General features: G+C 52.9%; 18 protein-coding genes. 11 read left to right on the top strand and 7 right to left on the bottom strand.

Annotation, left to right across the window (positions count from 1 at the left end):
* Window positions 1-5 precede the first annotated feature (5 nt).
* Together waaA and coaD are read left to right on the top strand one after the other, a co-directional pair.
* Window positions 6-1283: a lipid IV(A) 3-deoxy-D-manno-octulosonic acid transferase gene (gene waaA / locus LZ634_RS00125; RefSeq protein ID WP_234501737.1), complete on the top strand. Its 1278-nt coding sequence runs from the start codon at window positions 6-8 to the stop codon at window positions 1281-1283.
* Window positions 1284-1291: 8 nt separating this feature from the next.
* Entirely contained in the window at window positions 1292-1771 is a 480-nt protein-coding gene (gene coaD / locus LZ634_RS00130; RefSeq protein ID WP_234501738.1) for a pantetheine-phosphate adenylyltransferase, read from the top strand.
* A 54-nt stretch (window positions 1772-1825) separates the two neighbouring features.
* Here coaD and mutM read toward each other — a convergent pair whose 3' ends face one another.
* The 4 genes from mutM to radC all read right to left on the bottom strand — a co-directional run bounded on the left by mutM (window position 1826) and on the right by radC (window position 4091).
* Window positions 1826-2635, bottom strand: a complete 810-nt coding sequence (gene mutM, locus LZ634_RS00135; RefSeq protein ID WP_234501739.1) for a bifunctional DNA-formamidopyrimidine glycosylase/DNA-(apurinic or apyrimidinic site) lyase — start codon at window positions 2633-2635, stop codon at window positions 1826-1828.
* A 98-nt stretch (window positions 2636-2733) separates the two neighbouring features.
* Window positions 2734-2901: a 50S ribosomal protein L33 gene (rpmG, locus tag LZ634_RS00140; RefSeq protein WP_003024094.1), complete on the bottom strand. Its 168-nt coding sequence runs from the start codon at window positions 2899-2901 to the stop codon at window positions 2734-2736.
* A 20-nt stretch (window positions 2902-2921) separates the two neighbouring features.
* Window positions 2922-3158, bottom strand: a complete 237-nt coding sequence (gene rpmB / locus LZ634_RS00145) for a 50S ribosomal protein L28 (protein ID WP_002436699.1) — start codon at window positions 3156-3158, stop codon at window positions 2922-2924.
* 267 nt (window positions 3159-3425) lie between these two features.
* Window positions 3426-4091 carry a RadC family protein gene (gene radC / locus LZ634_RS00150; RefSeq protein ID WP_234501740.1) on the bottom strand — a complete coding sequence of 222 codons (666 nt, stop codon included), beginning with the start codon at window positions 4089-4091 and terminating at the stop codon, window positions 3426-3428.
* Window positions 4092-4257: 166 nt separating this feature from the next.
* Here radC and coaBC point away from each other — a divergent pair, with 166 nt between their 5' ends.
* The 3 genes from coaBC to slmA all read left to right on the top strand — a co-directional run bounded on the left by coaBC (window position 4258) and on the right by slmA (window position 6663).
* Complete coding sequence (gene coaBC / locus LZ634_RS00155) at window positions 4258-5478, top strand: bifunctional phosphopantothenoylcysteine decarboxylase/phosphopantothenate--cysteine ligase CoaBC (RefSeq protein ID WP_234501750.1); 1221 nt, start codon at window positions 4258-4260, stop codon at window positions 5476-5478.
* Window positions 5456-5914, top strand: coding sequence for a dUTP diphosphatase (gene dut / locus LZ634_RS00160; protein ID WP_234501741.1), 459 nt, complete (start codon window positions 5456-5458; stop codon window positions 5912-5914). Before coaBC ends, dut begins: the two co-directional genes overlap by 23 nt.
* Before the next feature lie 152 nt (window positions 5915-6066).
* Window positions 6067-6663, top strand: coding sequence for a nucleoid occlusion factor SlmA (slmA, locus tag LZ634_RS00165; RefSeq protein WP_234501742.1), 597 nt, complete (start codon window positions 6067-6069; stop codon window positions 6661-6663).
* A gap of 36 nt (window positions 6664-6699) precedes the next feature.
* Here the strand turns inward: slmA and pyrE are convergent, their stop codons facing one another.
* Complete coding sequence (pyrE, locus tag LZ634_RS00170) at window positions 6700-7341, bottom strand: orotate phosphoribosyltransferase (protein ID WP_234501743.1); 642 nt, start codon at window positions 7339-7341, stop codon at window positions 6700-6702.
* 63 nt (window positions 7342-7404) lie between these two features.
* Window positions 7405-8121 (bottom strand): ribonuclease PH, encoded by a 717-nt coding sequence (rph, locus tag LZ634_RS00175; protein ID WP_234501744.1) that lies wholly within the window; start codon window positions 8119-8121, stop codon window positions 7405-7407.
* A 124-nt stretch (window positions 8122-8245) separates the two neighbouring features.
* On the opposite strand from rph, the gene LZ634_RS00180 reads away from it, so the two are divergent.
* From LZ634_RS00180 to LZ634_RS00190, 3 genes are all read left to right on the top strand, one after another.
* Window positions 8246-9109 (top strand): YicC/YloC family endoribonuclease, encoded by an 864-nt coding sequence (locus LZ634_RS00180; protein ID WP_234501745.1) that lies wholly within the window; start codon window positions 8246-8248, stop codon window positions 9107-9109.
* 287 nt (window positions 9110-9396) lie between these two features.
* Complete coding sequence (locus tag LZ634_RS00185) at window positions 9397-11130, top strand: phosphoethanolamine transferase CptA (RefSeq protein WP_234501746.1); 1734 nt, start codon at window positions 9397-9399, stop codon at window positions 11128-11130.
* Window positions 11131-11375: 245 nt separating this feature from the next.
* Window positions 11376-11993 (top strand): trimeric intracellular cation channel family protein, encoded by a 618-nt coding sequence (locus LZ634_RS00190; protein WP_234501747.1) that lies wholly within the window; start codon window positions 11376-11378, stop codon window positions 11991-11993.
* Here the strand turns inward: LZ634_RS00190 and ligB are convergent.
* A complete protein-coding gene (gene ligB / locus LZ634_RS00195; RefSeq protein ID WP_234501751.1) occupies window positions 11920-13665 on the bottom strand; it encodes an NAD-dependent DNA ligase LigB in 1746 nt (581 codons plus the stop codon). The two genes, LZ634_RS00190 and ligB, sit on opposite strands and share 74 nt — an antisense overlap.
* Before the next feature lie 256 nt (window positions 13666-13921).
* Between ligB and gmk the strand changes: the two genes are divergently transcribed.
* The 3 genes from gmk to spoT all read left to right on the top strand — a co-directional run.
* Window positions 13922-14545 (top strand): guanylate kinase, encoded by a 624-nt coding sequence (gene gmk, locus LZ634_RS00200; RefSeq protein WP_234501748.1) that lies wholly within the window; start codon window positions 13922-13924, stop codon window positions 14543-14545.
* Between the two features lie 53 nt (window positions 14546-14598).
* The gene (gene rpoZ, locus LZ634_RS00205) at window positions 14599-14874 is read left to right on the top strand and encodes a DNA-directed RNA polymerase subunit omega (RefSeq protein ID WP_000135058.1); all 276 of its coding nucleotides are present in this window, start codon (window positions 14599-14601) and stop codon (window positions 14872-14874) included.
* A gap of 18 nt (window positions 14875-14892) precedes the next feature.
* Window positions 14893-16551: bifunctional GTP diphosphokinase/guanosine-3',5'-bis pyrophosphate 3'-pyrophosphohydrolase (gene spoT, locus LZ634_RS00210; RefSeq protein WP_234501749.1), on the top strand; the 1659-nt coding region annotated here is incomplete at its 3' end.

A 16551-nucleotide genomic window follows, 5' to 3' on the forward strand; every position in this document is an offset into this window, starting at 1 on the left:
TTATTATGCTTGAATTGCTTTACACCGCCCTTCTCTACCTTATTCAGCCTCTTATCTGGATACGGCTTTGGGTGCGCGGACGTAAGGCTCCGGCCTATCGTAAACGCTGGGGTGAACGTTACGGATTTTATCGCCAGCCGCTGAAATCTGGCGGTATTATGCTGCACTCGGTTTCCGTCGGTGAAACGCTGGCCGCTATTCCGTTGGTTCGCGCGCTGCGCCACCGTTACCCTGATTTACCCATCACTGTGACCACGATGACGCCGACAGGTTCAGAGCGCGTCCAGTCCGCCTTTGGCAAAGACGTTCAGCACGTCTATCTGCCCTATGATTTACCCGATGCGCTTAACCGTTTCCTCGATAAGATTGACCCTAAGCTGGTGTTAATTATGGAAACCGAGCTGTGGCCAAACCTGATTGCCGCGCTGCATCGCCGCCATATTCCGCTGGTCATTGCTAACGCCCGCCTTTCTGAACGCTCTGCGGCCGGCTACGCGAAACTCGGCTCCTTTGTACGCACGCTACTCCAGCGTATTACGCTGATTGCGGCGCAAAACGATGAAGACGGTAAGCGCTTTGTGGCGCTAGGTGCAAAGAGCAGCCAGGTCACCATCACCGGCAGCCTGAAATTTGATATTTCCGTAACGCCACAGCTGGCGGCTAGGGCCATCACGCTGCGTCGCCAATGGGCACCGCACCGTCCGGTGTGGATAGCCACCAGTACCCATGATGGTGAAGAGAGCATTATTATTGCCGCCCACCAGGCGCTGCTGAAGCACTATCCTGATTTACTGCTGATTCTGGTTCCTCGTCATCCAGAACGTTTCCCGGATGCCATCAACCTGACTCGTCAGGCGGGTTTAACCTACACAACACGTTCTTCCGGTGAAGTCCCGTCCGCAACGACGCAGGTCGTGATTGGTGACACCATGGGTGAATTGATGCTGCTGTACGGCATTGCCGATCTGGCATTTGTTGGCGGCTCGCTGGTTGAACGCGGTGGTCATAACCCGCTGGAAGCCGCAGCGCATGCCATCCCGGTGCTGATGGGGCCGCATACCTTCAACTTTAAAGATATCTGCGCACGTCTGGAACAGGCGAGTGGCCTGATTACAGTCACCGACGCCGCAAGCCTCGAAAAAGAGATATCCTCTCTATTAGCCGATGCGGATTACCGTAGTTTCTACGGGCGTCACGCCGTTGAGGTTCTGTACCAGAATCAGGGTGCATTGCAGCGCTTGCTGCAACTCCTGGAGCCGTACCTGCCACCGAAAACGCATTGAGGGTTATTATGCAAAAACGGGCGATTTATCCGGGCACCTTCGATCCTATTACCAATGGCCACCTCGATATCGTCACGCGTGCAGCCTGCATGTTTGACCACGTCATCCTTGCCATTGCGGCCAGCCCGAGTAAAAAACCGATGTTTGACTTGAGCGAGCGCGTTGCGCTGGCCCAGCAGGCAACGGCGCACCTCAGTAACGTTGAGGTGATGGGTTTTAGCGACCTGATGGCCAATTTCGCCCGCGCTCAGCAGGCGAATATCCTGATTCGCGGCCTGCGTGCCGTAGCTGATTTCGAATATGAGATGCAGCTGGCGCATATGAACCGCCACCTGATGCCCGAGCTGGAAAGCGTCTTTTTGATGCCGTCAAAAGACTGGTCGTTTATCTCATCATCGCTGGTGAAAGAGGTGGCGCGCCACAATGGGGATGTCACCCACTTCCTGCCCGCGAATGTGCATCAGGCACTGATGGAAAAGCTGAAGTAAACGCACAACATCCCGGCGTCGCGTAATTCTGCGACGCCCGAGAAAACCACGACTTTATTTCTGACACTGCTTGCAGTAAAACGTCGCCCGCTGCGCATGCTTACTGGCAATAATCGGCGTCCCGCAGGTACGACAAGGTTCCCCTTTACGCCCATACACCTGTAGCTCCTGGGCAAAATATCCCGGCTTGCCATCGCTTTGCAGGAAATCTTTTAGCGTCGTTCCGCCCTGCTCAATCGAGCGCTTCAGCACCGCTTTTATCGCCTCAACCAGCCGTTCACCTTCGTCTCTCGATAATGACGACGCGAGCCTATCCGGATGGATATTTGCGGCAAACAACGATTCGCTGGCATAAATATTCCCTACCCCCACCACCAACTTGTTATCCATCAGCCAGGGCTTTATAGCGGTCTTCTTCTTCGCGCTTTTTGCCAGCAGGTACTCAGCGCTGAATTCCTCACTGAGCGGTTCAGGGCCGAGATGAGCAAGCACGCTATGCCCTTCCAGCACGGAGGTCCATAACCAGGCGCCAAAGCGGCGTGGGTCGGTATAACGCAGCACTTTACCGTTACTCATGACTAAATCGACGTGGTCGTGTTTTTCCGCTGGCAATTCCTCCGGCAAGATGCGCAGGCTGCCAGACATACCGAGGTGAATGATAATCCAGCCGTCAGGAAGCTCAAGCAACAGGTATTTGGCGCGTCGCTGGACGCTCAGGACGGGTTTGTCACTCAGACGGTAGATTTCATCAGAGACGGGCCAGCGCAGGCGACCGTTGCGGATAACGGCATGCTGGATGGTTGCACCGACCAGGTGAGGTTCAATCCCCCGGCGGCTGGTTTCAACTTCGGGTAATTCAGGCATAGCGTCTCCGGCTGTAATACAGATCTCTCTATTATGGGGACGCGTAGAAAACAAAAAACCCCGCCGGAGCGAGGTTTTTTGCTACATCGAAACTGAAATTATTTAATTTTAGCTTCTTTGTACAGTACGTGCTGACGGACAACTGGATCGAACTTTTTCAGTTCCAGTTTTTCCGGCTTAGTACGCTTGTTCTTCGTGGTGGTATAGAAGTGACCAGTACCAGCAGAAGAAACCAGCTTGATTTTCTCACGAATACCTTTAGCCATGATTTATTTCCTCTAAGTACTTAGTACTTTTCGCCACGGGCACGCAGTTCGGACAGAACTGTATCGATGCCTTTCTTATCAATTACACGCATACCTTTAGCAGATACACGCAGGGTGACAAAACGCTTCTCGCTCTCAACCCAGAAACGGTGAGAGTGCAGGTTCGGCAGGAAACGGCGTTTAGTCGCGTTCAGTGCGTGGGAACGGTTGTTACCGGTCACCGGACGCTTGCCAGTAACTTGGCAGACTCGGGACATGTTTATTCTCCAAAAATCAAATTAGCTCGAGCTTCGTATGGGGTATCGGCGCCTCGTCAGGCTTTACAGCCCGGTCATCGCAGTTCTACACGTCATCACTCACGCTGCCCTAGAGCAACTTGAATGAATTGGCGTCTAAGTGAACTCTCGATTGCCAGGCCCAAATGCCAAACCCGAGATTCTCAAAGGTGGCGTAGTATACGCCGCCACGACGTTATGCTCAAGTCCCGAACAGACAAAGATCCCGGTGGATCGCGTAGAAATCCGCTAAATCCAGCCTCGTTCGGCAAAAGAAACATACTCACCACGGCCTATAACCAGATGATCGAGTACGCGTACATCCATGAATTGGCAACATTTTACCACCCTTTCAGTAATAAGTCTGTCTGATTTACTGGGTTCAGCATTTCCTGATGGATGATTATGCGCCAGGATCACTGCCGCCGCGTTGACTTTGATGGCTTCTCGTACAATTTCGCGCGGATGTACCTCAACATGGCTCAGCGTTCCGGCAAAAAGTCGGCTGTGTTTGAGGACTTTGTGTTGGTTATCGAGGAAGATAACTAAAAAAATTTCCCGCTCTTCGTCAGCCAGTTGGCTTTGTAAAAACTCAAGCGTCATCTCTGGGCTGAGCAAAGGGTCCTCTGCCAGCACCCGCAGACTAAAGTAACGACGAGCCAGCTCGGCGATCCCTTTCAGCTGTGCAAATTTGGCAAGCCCTATCCCGTCAACCTGCATAATCTCTTTCTCGGACGCCGAAAGCAGACCATACAGTGAACCGAAATGGTGCAGCAGATCGTGAGAGTAGCGCATCACTTTTTTTTCACGCGTCCCTGTTCGTAAAAACAGCGCCAATAGTTCGGTATCCGACAGTGACTCAATCCCGTACCGCTGCATTTTTTCACGCGGCATCATCACCTCTAAACTCTCCATTGCAGCCTCCTCGCCATCGATTCCGCCATGCTGTCACAGCCTTCACCACTGCGCACGATGCTGATATCACTCTTGCGTAGCGCCTCGCAAAGTGCCGCGCACGACCTCGCAAGGATTGTGATAAAATGCGCGAATTCTGATGTACCCCAAACAGGAAAGAATCATGATGAGCCTGGCCGGTAAGAAAATTGTCCTTGGCGTCAGCGGCGGTATTGCTGCTTACAAAACACCGGAACTGGTGCGCCGACTGCGCGAGCGCGGTGCAGACGTACGGGTTGCCATGACCGAAGCTGCAAAAGCCTTCATCACCCCACTGAGCCTACAGGCCGTTTCCGGTTATCCGGTTTCCGATAGCCTGCTCGATACCGCAGCAGAAGCGGCGATGGGCCACATTGAGCTGGGGAAATGGGCCGACCTTGTCATCCTGGCCCCCGCCACGGCCGATTTGATTGCTCGCATCACCGCCGGTATGGCTAATGATTTGGTCTCAACTATCTGTCTGGCCACGCCGTCTCCCGTGGCGGTCGTTCCCGCCATGAATCAGCAGATGTATCGTGCAACGGCTACTCAGCATAATCTCGCGGTGTTGGCATCCCGCAATCTGCTTATCTGGGGCCCTGATAGCGGCAGCCAGGCTTGCGGCGACGTTGGTCCTGGACGCATGCTTGACCCGCTGACCATTGTCGATATGGCCGCAGAGCATTTTTCGCCCATCAAAGATTTGCAACATCTGAACATCATGATTACCGCAGGCCCTACTCGTGAACCTTTAGATCCGGTGCGCTATATCAGCAACCATAGTTCAGGAAAAATGGGGTTTGCCATCGCAGAAGCCGCCGCACGCCGTGGCGCAAACGTCACGTTAATTAGCGGCCCGGTATCTCTAGCCACACCGGCGTTTGTGCAGCGTGTTGATGTCACCACAGCCGAAGAGATGAACGCAGCCGTTCAGGCTCGTGCAGAACAACAGCAGATTTTCATCGGCTGTGCCGCCGTTGCGGATTATCGCGCAGCGGTTATTGCTGAGGAAAAAATTAAAAAGCAGGACACACAGGGTGATGAATTCACAATAAAAATGGTGAAAAACCCTGACATCGTGGCAGGCGTTGCGGCGCTGAAAAAGCATCGACCTTATGTCGTAGGATTTGCCGCCGAAACGAATAATGTGGAAGAATACGCGCAGCAAAAGCGTAGCCGCAAAAACCTTGATCTGATTTGCGCCAATGATGTATCGCAGTCAAATCAGGGCTTTAACAGCGATAACAATGCATTACACCTTTTCTGGCAGGACGGCGAGAAGCGCTTACCTCTCGCCAGCAAGTCGCTCCTGGGCCAACTATTATTGGACGAGATCGTTACCCGTTATGATGAAAAAAATCGACGTTAAGATTCTGGACTCGCGTATTGGTCAGCAGTTCCCACTGCCAACCTATGCCACCGCTGGCTCAGCAGGCCTTGATCTGCGCGCTTGTCTTGATGAAGCCATTGTACTGGCACCGGGTGAAACCACCTTGCTGCCAACAGGCCTCGCAATTCACATTGCCGACCCTTCTCTGGCCGCCGTCATGCTGCCACGTTCTGGTCTGGGTCATAAGCACGGTATTGTTCTGGGCAACCTGGTGGGACTTATCGACTCCGACTACCAGGGTCAGCTGATGGTCTCCATCTGGAACCGTGGACAAACCACGTTCACCATTGAACCGGGCGAACGCGTCGCGCAAATGATATTTGTTCCTGTCGTACAGGCCGAATTTAATCTGGTCGAATCGTTTGAAGCCACCGACCGTGGCGAAGGTGGCTTTGGTCACTCCGGGCGTCAGTAACCCGCCCTAAGGCGCGTCACACCGACGTGGCGCGCTGGCTTTTTACGCATCTCACGGCGTCATAAATGCAAAAAGAACACAGCACGTTATGGCTGTGGTCACCGTGCGGATGCCCGCCTGACAAGTGTGTATTTTCAGGGGTATTTTAGAACATGGCAGAAAAGCAAACTGCGAAAAGGAATCGTCGCGAGGAAATACTTCAATCCCTGGCGTTGATGCTTGAATCCAGCGATGGTAGCCAACGTATCACTACTGCGAAACTGGCGGCTTCCGTAGGCGTTTCCGAAGCGGCGCTGTATCGGCATTTCCCCAGCAAGACCCGCATGTTCGATAGCCTTATCGAGTTTATCGAAGATAGCCTGATTACCCGTATCAACCTGATTCTGAAGGATGAAAAGGACACCACCGCACGCCTGCGACTGATTGTTCTGCTGGTCCTCGGCTTTGGTGAACGTAATCCAGGCCTGACCCGCATCCTGACAGGCCACGCGCTGATGTTTGAACAGGATCGCTTGCAGGGTCGCATTAACCAGCTGTTTGAGCGTATTGAAGCTCAACTACGCCAGGTGCTGCGTGAACGAAAAATGCGTGAAGGGGAAGGTTACGAAACGGATGAAACGATACTGGCAAGCCAACTGCTGGCTTTCTGTGAAGGCATGCTGTCACGCTTTGTGCGCAGCGAATTCAAATATCGTCCTACCGACGACTTTGAGGCACGCTGGCCGTTGATTCTCGCCCAACTGCAATAACTCGTTAAATAGCCCGGCTTTCACCGGGCTATTTTTTTATACGCCGTACGCTTCGCGATAGGCCCGCACTGATGCCAGGTGCTCTGCCATCTCTGGTTTTTCTTCCAGATAGGCAATCAGGTCTTTCAGGGTGATTATCGAAATCACCTCACAGCCGTAATCACGCTCCACTTCCTGGATAGCTGAGATTTCGCCGCGACCACGCTCCTGACGATCGAGGGAGATCAGCACACCGGCCAGCTTCGCGCCATTCGCCTGGATAATCTCCATCGATTCACGAATCGCCGTACCGGCAGTTATCACATCATCCACCAGCATGACACGCCCGGTTAGCGCACTGCCCACCAGATTGCCGCCTTCACCGTGGTCTTTGGCCTCTTTACGGTTAAAGCAGTACGGATAATCACGGTCGTGATGTTCCGCCAGCGCCACCGCGGTGGTCGTGGCGATTGGAATACCTTTGTAGGCTGGGCCAAACAGCAGATCGAAATCGATACCGGAATCCACCAGCGCTTCGGCATAAAAACGGCCTAACAGTGCCAGATCGCGCCCGGTATTAAACAGCCCGGCGTTGAAGAAATAGGGGCTCTTGCGCCCGGATTTCAGCGTAAATTCGCCAAACTTAAGTACCTGCTTGTTAAGCGCAAACTCAATAAACTGGCGCTGATACGGTTTCATGGATTCGCTCCTCATCTCACTTTATTACGGACAAAAAAAAGGGCGACAACGTCGCCCTTAAAATCAATTTTCCAACGCCGCCTTCTGCGTCGTGACAATAGATTCGATTCCCCCTCTGGCCAGCGCCAGTAGGGTGAGTAGTTCTTCGTGGGTGAATGGCTCGCCTTCTGCCGTCCCCTGAACCTCGATGATACGACCGTCTTCGGTCATCACCACGTTCATGTCGGTTTCCGCCGCGGAATCTTCCACGTACTCCAGGTCGCACAGCGCTTCGCCATTAACGATCCCGACGGAAACTGCCGCCACCATCCCTTTCATCGGGTTGGTTTTCAGTTTTCCTGCAGCAACCAGCTTACCCAGCGCATCGGCCAGCGCCACGCAGGCACCGGTAATAGACGCGGTACGAGTACCGCCGTCAGCCTGGATAACATCGCAGTCCAGCGTAATGGTGAATTCACCCAGCGCCTTCAGATCTACCGCTGCACGCAGCGCACGAGCGATTAAACGCTGGATTTCCATGGTGCGGCCGCCCTGCTTACCCTTCGCCGCTTCGCGAGCGTTACGAGTGTGGGTCGCACGTGGCAGCATGCCATATTCAGCGGTGATCCAGCCCTGGCCCTGACCTTTCAGGAAACGTGGCACACCCTCATCAATAGAAGCGGTGCACAGCACTTTGGTGTCACCAAATTCGACCAGCACGGAGCCTTCAGCGTGTTTTGTATAATTACGGGTCAGGGTGACGGGACGCACCTGATTGGCACTACGACCTGATGGACGCATGATAAAATCTCCGGCTTGAAACGAATGTGGCTGCGCATTATACGGATTTACGCCGCTTATTCCTATCCTGATAAGCCCCTGGAGGCTATAATCCCCCATCTCTCCTTTAAAAACAGGAACGTCTATGATCCGCAGCATGACCGCCTATGCCCGCCGAGAAATCAAGGGCACTTGGGGCAGCGCCGCCTGGGAACTGCGCTCGGTTAACCAGCGTTATCTCGAAACCTATTTTCGTCTGCCGGAGCAGTTCCGCAGCCTTGAACCCGTTGTTCGTGAACGCCTGCGTACCCGCCTGACCCGTGGGAAAGTAGAATGTACTTTGCGCTTTGAGCCTGATGCCAGTGCGCAAGGGGAGCTTATCCTTAACGAAAATCTGGCGAAGCAGCTGGTTAACGCCGCGAACTGGGTCAAAATGCAGAGTGATGAAGGGGAAATTAACCCGGTCGACATTCTGCGCTGGCCTGGCGTAATGGCCGCTAAAGAGCAAGATTTAGACGCTATCGCAACAGACATTCTGGCGGCACTGGATGGCACGCTGGACGATTTCATCGTCGCTCGCGAAACCGAAGGCCAGGCGTTGAAAGCGTTGATTGAGCAGCGGCTGGAAGGCGTCAGCGGTGAAGTGACCAAAGTACGTGCCCATATGCCAGAAATTCTGCAATGGCAGCGCGAACGTCTGGTCGCCAAACTGGAAGATGCGGAAGTACAGCTGGAAAACAACCGTCTGGAACAAGAGCTGGTGCTGATGGCACAGCGTATCGACGTTGCTGAAGAGCTGGATCGTTTAGAGGCGCACGTTAAAGAAACCTATAACATTCTGAAGAAGAAAGAGGCCGTTGGCCGCCGTCTGGACTTCATGATGCAGGAATTTAACCGCGAATCGAATACGCTGGCATCAAAATCTATTAATGCCGACGTGACGAAATCCGCTATTGAACTAAAAGTCTTAATCGAGCAAATGCGCGAACAGATCCAAAACATCGAATAATTTTACATGATTCAATGAAACAACAATGCCCGCCTTTTTGCGGGCATTTTTTAATTCAGGTAGTTTCTTTTCTCCCATCCTCGTTGCATTATTAGCCAGCCTTTCATGAAAAGGTGATTATGGAAAAAATGCGATACTACAGAACGTTATCCCTTAATTAAATTAAGCTTATGCCTTCTCCACGCTGGAGTTAGGGCAATCTGTTTATACGTTCTGATATCGAACTAATTATTTCTTAAGCATTGGTCGCTAAACTGGTGACCTTAACCTCACATTAAGCTAAACGTATGCAATTCACCGACACTCAGACGACTCCAGCCTTTAGCTGGAAAGCCCTTGGCTGGGCCGTATTGTATTTCTGTTTCTTTTCCACAGCCTTACAGCTTGTTATCTACCTGACGGGCTATAGCGGCTCCACCGGCTTACGCGACTCCATTTTGTTTAGCCTGTTATGGCTAGTCCCAGTATTCCTGTTTCCAAAACATACCCGAATTATCGGTGCCATTATCGGTATCGTGCTGTGGGGCGCGTCGCTGGCGGCAATTAGCTATTACGTTATTTACGGGCAAGAGTTCTCGCAAAGCGTTTTATTTGTGATGTTTGAAACCAACACCAATGAAGCGGGTGAGTTCTTTAGCCAGTATTTCAACCTGAAAATTGTGTTGGTCGCACTGGTTTATACGGCAATCGCCATTGCACTCTGGACGCGACTGCGCCCGGTCTATATTCCAACCCCATGGCGCTGGCTGGTCTCTTTCGCCTTGTTGTACGGACTGATCCTCAATCCTCTGGTGAATGGGATTATTATCAAGGGAAAACCGGCTGGCGATGTGCTTGATGGCATTTCTACACGCCTCGCACCTGCCGCGCCATGGCAGTTCATCACCGGTTATTATCAGTACCACCATCAATTAGATAGCCTGACCCGATTACTCAATGACAACCATGCTCTACCGCCGCTGGCGAATTTGAAAGACAGTACCGGCGATGCACCGCGCACGCTGGTTCTGGTTATCGGTGAATCAACACAGCGTGGACATATGAGCCTTTACGGTTATCCACGTGAAACTACGCCGGAACTGGATGCGCTGCATAAATCCGATCCTAACTTCACCGTTTTCAATGATGTCGTGACATCACGTCCGTATACCATCGAGATTTTGCAGCAGGCGCTGACGTTTGCTAATGAAAAGAATCCCGACCTGTATCTGACCAAACCGTCGCTGATGAATCTGATGAAACAGGCGGGCTACAAAACCTTCTGGATAACCAACCAGCAGACGATGACCTCACGCAATACCATGCTGACAGTGTTCTCTAAGCAAACCGATCAGCAGTTCTACATGAACCAGCAACGTACCCAGAGTGCACGTGAGTATGATTCGAACGTTCTGGCACCGTTTAAGCAGGTTCTGGCCGACCCAGCGCCGAAGAAATTTATTATTGTCCACCTGCTGGGGACGCATATTAACTACGAGTATCGCTATCCGGAAAACTGGAACAAATTCTCTGGCAAAACCGACACCATGCCAGCGGGTTTAACCAAGGATGAGCAGACGACTTATAACAACTATGATAACGCCAACCTCTACAACGACTTCGTTGTCTCCAGCCTGATCAAGGACTACAAGGCCACCGATCCGAACGGTTTCCTGCTGTACTTCTCAGACCATGGGGAAGAGGTGTATGACACCCCACCGCATAAAACGCAGGGACGTAACGAGCAAGCTCCTACCCGCCATATGTACACCATTCCATTCCTGCTGTGGACATCGGAGAAATGGCACGAAGCACACCCGCGTGATTTCTCACAGGACGTGAATCGTAAATACAGCAGCTCTGAGCTGATTCATACCTGGTCCGATTTGGCGGGATTAAGCTATGACGACTTTGACGCAACCCGCGCTCTCACCAACCCACAGTTTGTCGAATCCACCCGCTGGATTGGCAATCCGTACAACAAAAACGCGCTAACTGATTACGATAAACTGCCTTACGGCGAGCAGATCGGTAATCAGTAATCCTCTCAGGCCGCTTCAACTCGAAGCGGCTTTTTTCCCTCTCTAAAGATCTCCCTCTGGGTCAAAATTAATTATATTTTCTAATCATAAATAATGATTTCAATGCCATTAAAACCCGTAATAGCCGCACGCCTAACGAATCATTGAATTAGATTTTATAATCCAAACAAGTTTGCCTTAGAAAATCTCAATCGTGACAGAGCGCACAAATCGCTAACCTCCAGCCATTCATACCGGGAGCGAATATGTTACTGCACATCCTTTACCTTATCGGCATCACCGCTGAAGCTATGACCGGCGCGCTGGCGGCCGGACGTCGTCGCATGGATACCTTTGGCGTGATTATTATCGCTACGGCCACCGCGTTGGGTGGGGGGTCGGTACGCGATATGCTGCTTGGCCACTATCCGTTAGGTTGGGTAAAGCACCCGGAATACATCATCATCGTAGTTATTGCTGCGGTACTGACAACGATTGTTGCTCCAGTCATGCCGCATCTGCGCCGCCTGTTTCTGGTACTGGATGCCGTAGGTCTTATCGTCTTTTCCATCATCGGCGCTCAGATTGCGTTAGATATGGGAGAAGGCCCGGTTATCGCCATTATTGCGGCGGTTATCACCGGCGTATTCGGCGGGATACTGCGCGATATGTTTTGCAAACGCATCCCGCTGGTGTTTCAAAAAGAGCTATATGCAGGCATCTCCTTTGCCGCCGCGGTGCTGTACGTGGCTTTGCAACATTACGTCAGCAATCATGATGTGGTCGTCATTTCAACGCTGTTATTCGGTTTCACCGCCCGTATGCTGGCCTTGAGGCTGAAACTAGGGCTGCCGGTGTTTTACTACCGCCACGAAACGCACTAACGAAAGCCCCGACTCCCAATGCCCGTAGCTGACCGGTCAGTTCGACAATAGTGGGATGATGAATAAACGCCACCAGGTTGCGGGCTTTTTCTGGGCCTACGCCTGGGAGGTTTTGCCAGTGCAGCTCATCACGTGCCTCTAATTGCTTCCAGGACCCGTCGCTGAGCGCCTTCATCGCGCTAGAAGGAAGAGGCAACCCCAGCGCTTTTAGCCAAAGCGGAAAGGGCTGTCGCCGCGCCATGTCAAAACGCTGAAAAATCTGTTGCGCCCGTGCCGTCGTTATCCCCGGAGTGTCATTGAGTTGCATAGGCGTCAGCTCCAGCCAGGAGAAGATATGGGCAAAAGAATGTGCCATAACGAGCGTCTTCCACCCCGCCTCTCCAATCCCCTCAATATTTAATACCTGCGATGCCCCCAGCCAATTAAGACGAGCCAGAAATTGCTCCCGACATTCTGGCGAGCGGTAGAAACAGGTTAGCGAATGATAACGAGGTGTGGGCGGCATCGGTTTGGCCCTATCCAGCCCTCGCCAGACCACGCTTTCCAGACGGGGGATTCCCTGCCCGGCCAGGCTCACCAATAGCTGATCGCCAATGGTGATATCCAGATTCTGCCAACGCAGCACAGATCCGATGCTCACCCGCTGTACCTGTTTATCATCCAACTGAATGGGTACCAGTTCGGCCACCACCGCAATCTTCCCGGTGCGTCCAATGGTAAAACGGATGCCGCTTACCTCAGCAACCTGCGAAACCGGTCGATACTTCCATGCCGCTACCCATGCTCCCTGCCCTGGCAGCCAATATCTACCTTCCGGCTCTTTGGCTGTACGGATGACGACCCCATCGGTCGCAAAGGGGAGTGGTGAGGTAAACCAACGCTCGCGCCAGTCGGCTACTTCTTTAATTTGCGTAATGGGATAGGAATAGCGTTCAGCAAGTTCAAAGCCAGAGGCAGACAACTGAGTCAACCGTTCACGCATTGTTGCTGGGCCGTCCGGCCAAGCCCAGACAAAGACCGACAGTTGGGATAACGACTGGCTGTCACCCTGCCGCATCAGCATTCCTGCTACCTGCGAACGCGCATTCATGCCGCCCATTTTTTGCTGTACGTGAGCATCCGCACTTAGAAAAATCTCCCCCTGCAGAACGCTATTGGCCAGCGCACCGTCAACTTTATGCGGCAGCGAAGGGATACGCCGGGCCTTCTGCGTCCAGTCTTCCCCGAGTAACCCATCACCCCGGCTGATTACCCGCTGCAAATGTCCCTGCTGATAGACCAGCGTCACTGCGACGCCATCGACCTTCGGCTGTACCCATAGCTCGTTTTTGCCCTGCATCCACTGTTGAACCGCCTGTGCATCGGCAAGTTTACGTACGCCAGTGTGCGCAACGGGATGCCTTATTGCCCCTTGCCGAGGAGGTAAACTGGCATTCTCCGTTGATACGGCTCCAAAACAACGTTGCCATAACGCCAGACGCGCCGAGAGCTGGTCATAAACACCGTCGCTGACATCGCTCACCCCCTGACGCCAGTATGTTTCGTTCCATTCCGCAAGCTGTTCCTGTAATTGTGCAATCTCTTGCCCGGCACGTTCAGGCGACCAGACCGGGCACGTCGCCCGCGCATGTGCCACGAGAAGTAGCGCAGCAACTATCAACCATCGACTCATCATTACCCCCCTCCGATGCGGATAACCTTTTGTATCGCAGCCATATTGGTGGCACGAGGGGCAATATTTCAGTTCCCGAGCGAGCTTCAGAGGAAAAGAGTTCGTTGCAGCAATACACTGTGAATTCAGGAAAACGGTACGCAAAATGAAATAAACTGACGCAAAAAGTGTGACAAAGGCTACGTCGCGTAGCGGCGCCGTGTATAATAGGCTCGTATGTAAGTTCTCTTTCGATAATCACATACAAAAGACACTCATGGCTCAAGGCACGCTCTATATTGTTTCCGCCCCTAGTGGCGCGGGTAAATCCAGCCTGATTCAGGCTTTATTGAAAACCCAACCGCTGTACGACTCCCAGGTATCTGTTTCACATACCACGCGCGCGCCGCGTCCGGGTGAAGTGCACGGCGAACATTATTTCTTTGTGAATCACGACGAATTCCGCACGATGATTGGCGAAGAGGCATTTCTTGAACACGCTGAAGTCTTTGGTAACTACTACGGTACCTCGCGTAAAGCGATTGAGCAGGTTCTGACGACCGGCGTTGATGTCTTCCTCGATATCGATTGGCAGGGCGCACAGCAGATCCGTAAAAGCATGCCGAGCGCACGCAGCATCTTTATTTTACCGCCGTCCAAAATTGAACTGGACCGCCGTCTGCGCGGCCGCGGTCAGGATAGCGAAGAGGTGATTGCAAAACGTATGGCTCAGGCAGTTGCAGAAATGAGCCATTACGCGGAATATGATTACCTTATCGTCAATGATGATTTTGATACCGCACTGGGCGATCTGAAAACGATCATCCGCGCTGAGCGCCTGCGTATGAGCCGCCAAAAGCAGCGACATGACGCTTTAATCAGCAAATTATTGGCAGACTGAACCCACTTTCAGTATCATGCCCCGTTATTTCTTCATCTGTGGAGCACTAAAGTATGGCACGCGTAACTGTTCAGGACGCTGTAGAGAAAATTGGTAACCGTTTTGACCTGGTACTGGTCGCCGCGCGTCGCGCTCGTCAGATGCAGGTTGGCGGAAAAGATCCGTTAGTACCGGAAGAAAACGATAAAACCACCGTTATCGCACTGCGCGAAATCGAAGAGGGTCTTATCAACAACCAGATCCTCGACGTGCGTGAGCGCCAGGAACAGCAAGAGCAGGAAGCCGCTGAATTACAAGCTGTTACCGCTATTGCTGAAGGTCGTCGTTAATTAGATTGCGGGTCGCCCTTGTATCTGTTTGAGAGCCTGAATCAGCTGATTCAACACTACCTGCCGGAAGACCAGATCAAGCGTCTTCGGCAGGCCTATCTCGTTGCACGTGACGCTCACGAGGGGCAGACACGTTCAAGCGGTGAACCCTATATCACGCACCCGGTAGCGGTAGCCTGCATTCTGGCCGAGATGAAACTCGACTACGAAACGCTGATGGCCGCTCTGCTGCATGACGTGATTGAAGATACCCCCGCAACCTACCAGGATATGGAACAGCTCTTTGGTAAGAGCGTCGCCGAACTGGTAGAGGGGGTGTCGAAACTTGATAAGCTCAAGTTCCGCGATAAGAAAGAGGCGCAGGCCGAAAACTTTCGCAAGATGATTATGGCGATGGTGCAGGATATCCGCGTCATCCTCATTAAGCTTGCTGACCGCACCCACAACATGCGCACGCTGGGCTCATTACGCCCGGACAAACGTCGCCGCATCGCCCGTGAAACGCTCGAAATTTACAGTCCGCTGGCGCACCGTTTAGGTATCCATCACATCAAAACCGAGCTCGAAGAGCTGGGCTTTGAAGCGCTGTACCCTAACCGCTACCGCGTCATTAAAGAAGTGGTGAAAGCCGCGCGCGGGAACCGTAAAGAGATGATTCAAAAAATCCTCTCGGAGATCGAAGGGCGTTTGCAGGAAGCGGGAATTGCGTGCCGCGTGAGTGGTCGCGAAAAGCATCTGTATTCGATTTACTGCAAAATGGTGCTCAAAGAGCAGCGTTTTCACTCGATCATGGACATCTACGCCTTCCGCGTAATCGTTCACGATCTCGATACCTGCTACCGCGTTCTGGGGCAGATGCACAGCCTGTATAAACCCCGTCCGGGTCGCGTCAAAGACTACATCGCCATTCCTAAGGCGAACGGATATCAATCCCTGCATACTTCAATGATTGGGCCGCACGGCGTGCCGGTTGAAGTCCAGATCCGTACTGAAGATATGGATCAGATGGCAGAGATGGGTGTGGCGGCGCACTGGGCCTACAAAGAACACGGCGGTGAAAGCAGCACGACCGCACAAATCCGCGCACAGCGCTGGATGCAGAGCCTGCTGGAGCTGCAGCAAAGCGCCGGTAGCTCGTTTGAATTTATCGAAAGCGTTAAATCCGATCTCTTCCCGGATGAGATTTACGTTTTCACCCCGGAAGGCCGTATTGTCGAACTTCCTGCTGGCGCGACGCCGGTGGACTTTGCCTACGCCGTGCATACCGATATCGGCCACGCCTGCGTGGGTGCGCGCGTAGATCGCCAGCCTTACCCGCTGTCGCAACCGCTCTCCAGCGGCCAAACCGTTGAAATCATTACCGCGCCGGGCGCACGCCCGAACGCCGCATGGCTCAACTTTGTCGTCAGCTCGAAAGCGCGCGCCAAAATTCGCCAAATGCTGAAAAACCTCAAGCGCGATGACTCCGTCAGTCTGGGTCGCCGACTGCTGAATCACGCGTTAGGCGGTAGCCGCAAGTTAGCAGAGATTTCACCAGACCATATTCAGCGCGAGCTGGATCGCATGCGCCTGACTTCGCTCGACGACCTGCTGGCGGAAATTGGCCTCGGCAACGCGATGAGCGTGGTGGTGGCGAAGAACCTGCAGCATGGCGAAGCCACGCCGCTGGCGCCGGGA

The organism is Kluyvera intermedia (assembly GCF_021440345.1).
Taxonomy (GTDB): Bacteria; Pseudomonadota; Gammaproteobacteria; order Enterobacterales; family Enterobacteriaceae; genus Kluyvera; species Kluyvera intermedia_A.

Coding starts and splice junctions, on each gene's coding strand:
- waaA (WP_234501737.1), top strand. CDS start 6: ATGCTTGAATTGCTTTACACCGCCCTTCTCTACCTTATTCAGCCTCTT.
- coaD (WP_234501738.1), top strand. CDS start 1,292: ATGCAAAAACGGGCGATTTATCCGGGCACCTTCGATCCTATTACCAAT.
- mutM (WP_234501739.1), bottom strand. CDS start 2,635: ATGCCTGAATTACCCGAAGTTGAAACCAGCCGCCGGGGGATTGAACCT.
- rpmG (WP_003024094.1), bottom strand. CDS start 2,901: ATGGCTAAAGGTATTCGTGAGAAAATCAAGCTGGTTTCTTCTGCTGGT.
- rpmB (WP_002436699.1), bottom strand. CDS start 3,158: ATGTCCCGAGTCTGCCAAGTTACTGGCAAGCGTCCGGTGACCGGTAAC.
- radC (WP_234501740.1), bottom strand. CDS start 4,091: ATGGAGAGTTTAGAGGTGATGATGCCGCGTGAAAAAATGCAGCGGTAC.
- coaBC (WP_234501750.1), top strand. CDS start 4,258: ATGAGCCTGGCCGGTAAGAAAATTGTCCTTGGCGTCAGCGGCGGTATT.
- dut (WP_234501741.1), top strand. CDS start 5,456: ATGATGAAAAAAATCGACGTTAAGATTCTGGACTCGCGTATTGGTCAG.
- slmA (WP_234501742.1), top strand. CDS start 6,067: ATGGCAGAAAAGCAAACTGCGAAAAGGAATCGTCGCGAGGAAATACTT.
- pyrE (WP_234501743.1), bottom strand. CDS start 7,341: ATGAAACCGTATCAGCGCCAGTTTATTGAGTTTGCGCTTAACAAGCAG.
- rph (WP_234501744.1), bottom strand. CDS start 8,121: ATGCGTCCATCAGGTCGTAGTGCCAATCAGGTGCGTCCCGTCACCCTG.
- LZ634_RS00180 (WP_234501745.1), top strand. CDS start 8,246: ATGATCCGCAGCATGACCGCCTATGCCCGCCGAGAAATCAAGGGCACT.
- LZ634_RS00185 (WP_234501746.1), top strand. CDS start 9,397: ATGCAATTCACCGACACTCAGACGACTCCAGCCTTTAGCTGGAAAGCC.
- LZ634_RS00190 (WP_234501747.1), top strand. CDS start 11,376: ATGTTACTGCACATCCTTTACCTTATCGGCATCACCGCTGAAGCTATG.
- ligB (WP_234501751.1), bottom strand. CDS start 13,665: ATGAGTCGATGGTTGATAGTTGCTGCGCTACTTCTCGTGGCACATGCG.
- gmk (WP_234501748.1), top strand. CDS start 13,922: ATGGCTCAAGGCACGCTCTATATTGTTTCCGCCCCTAGTGGCGCGGGT.
- rpoZ (WP_000135058.1), top strand. CDS start 14,599: ATGGCACGCGTAACTGTTCAGGACGCTGTAGAGAAAATTGGTAACCGT.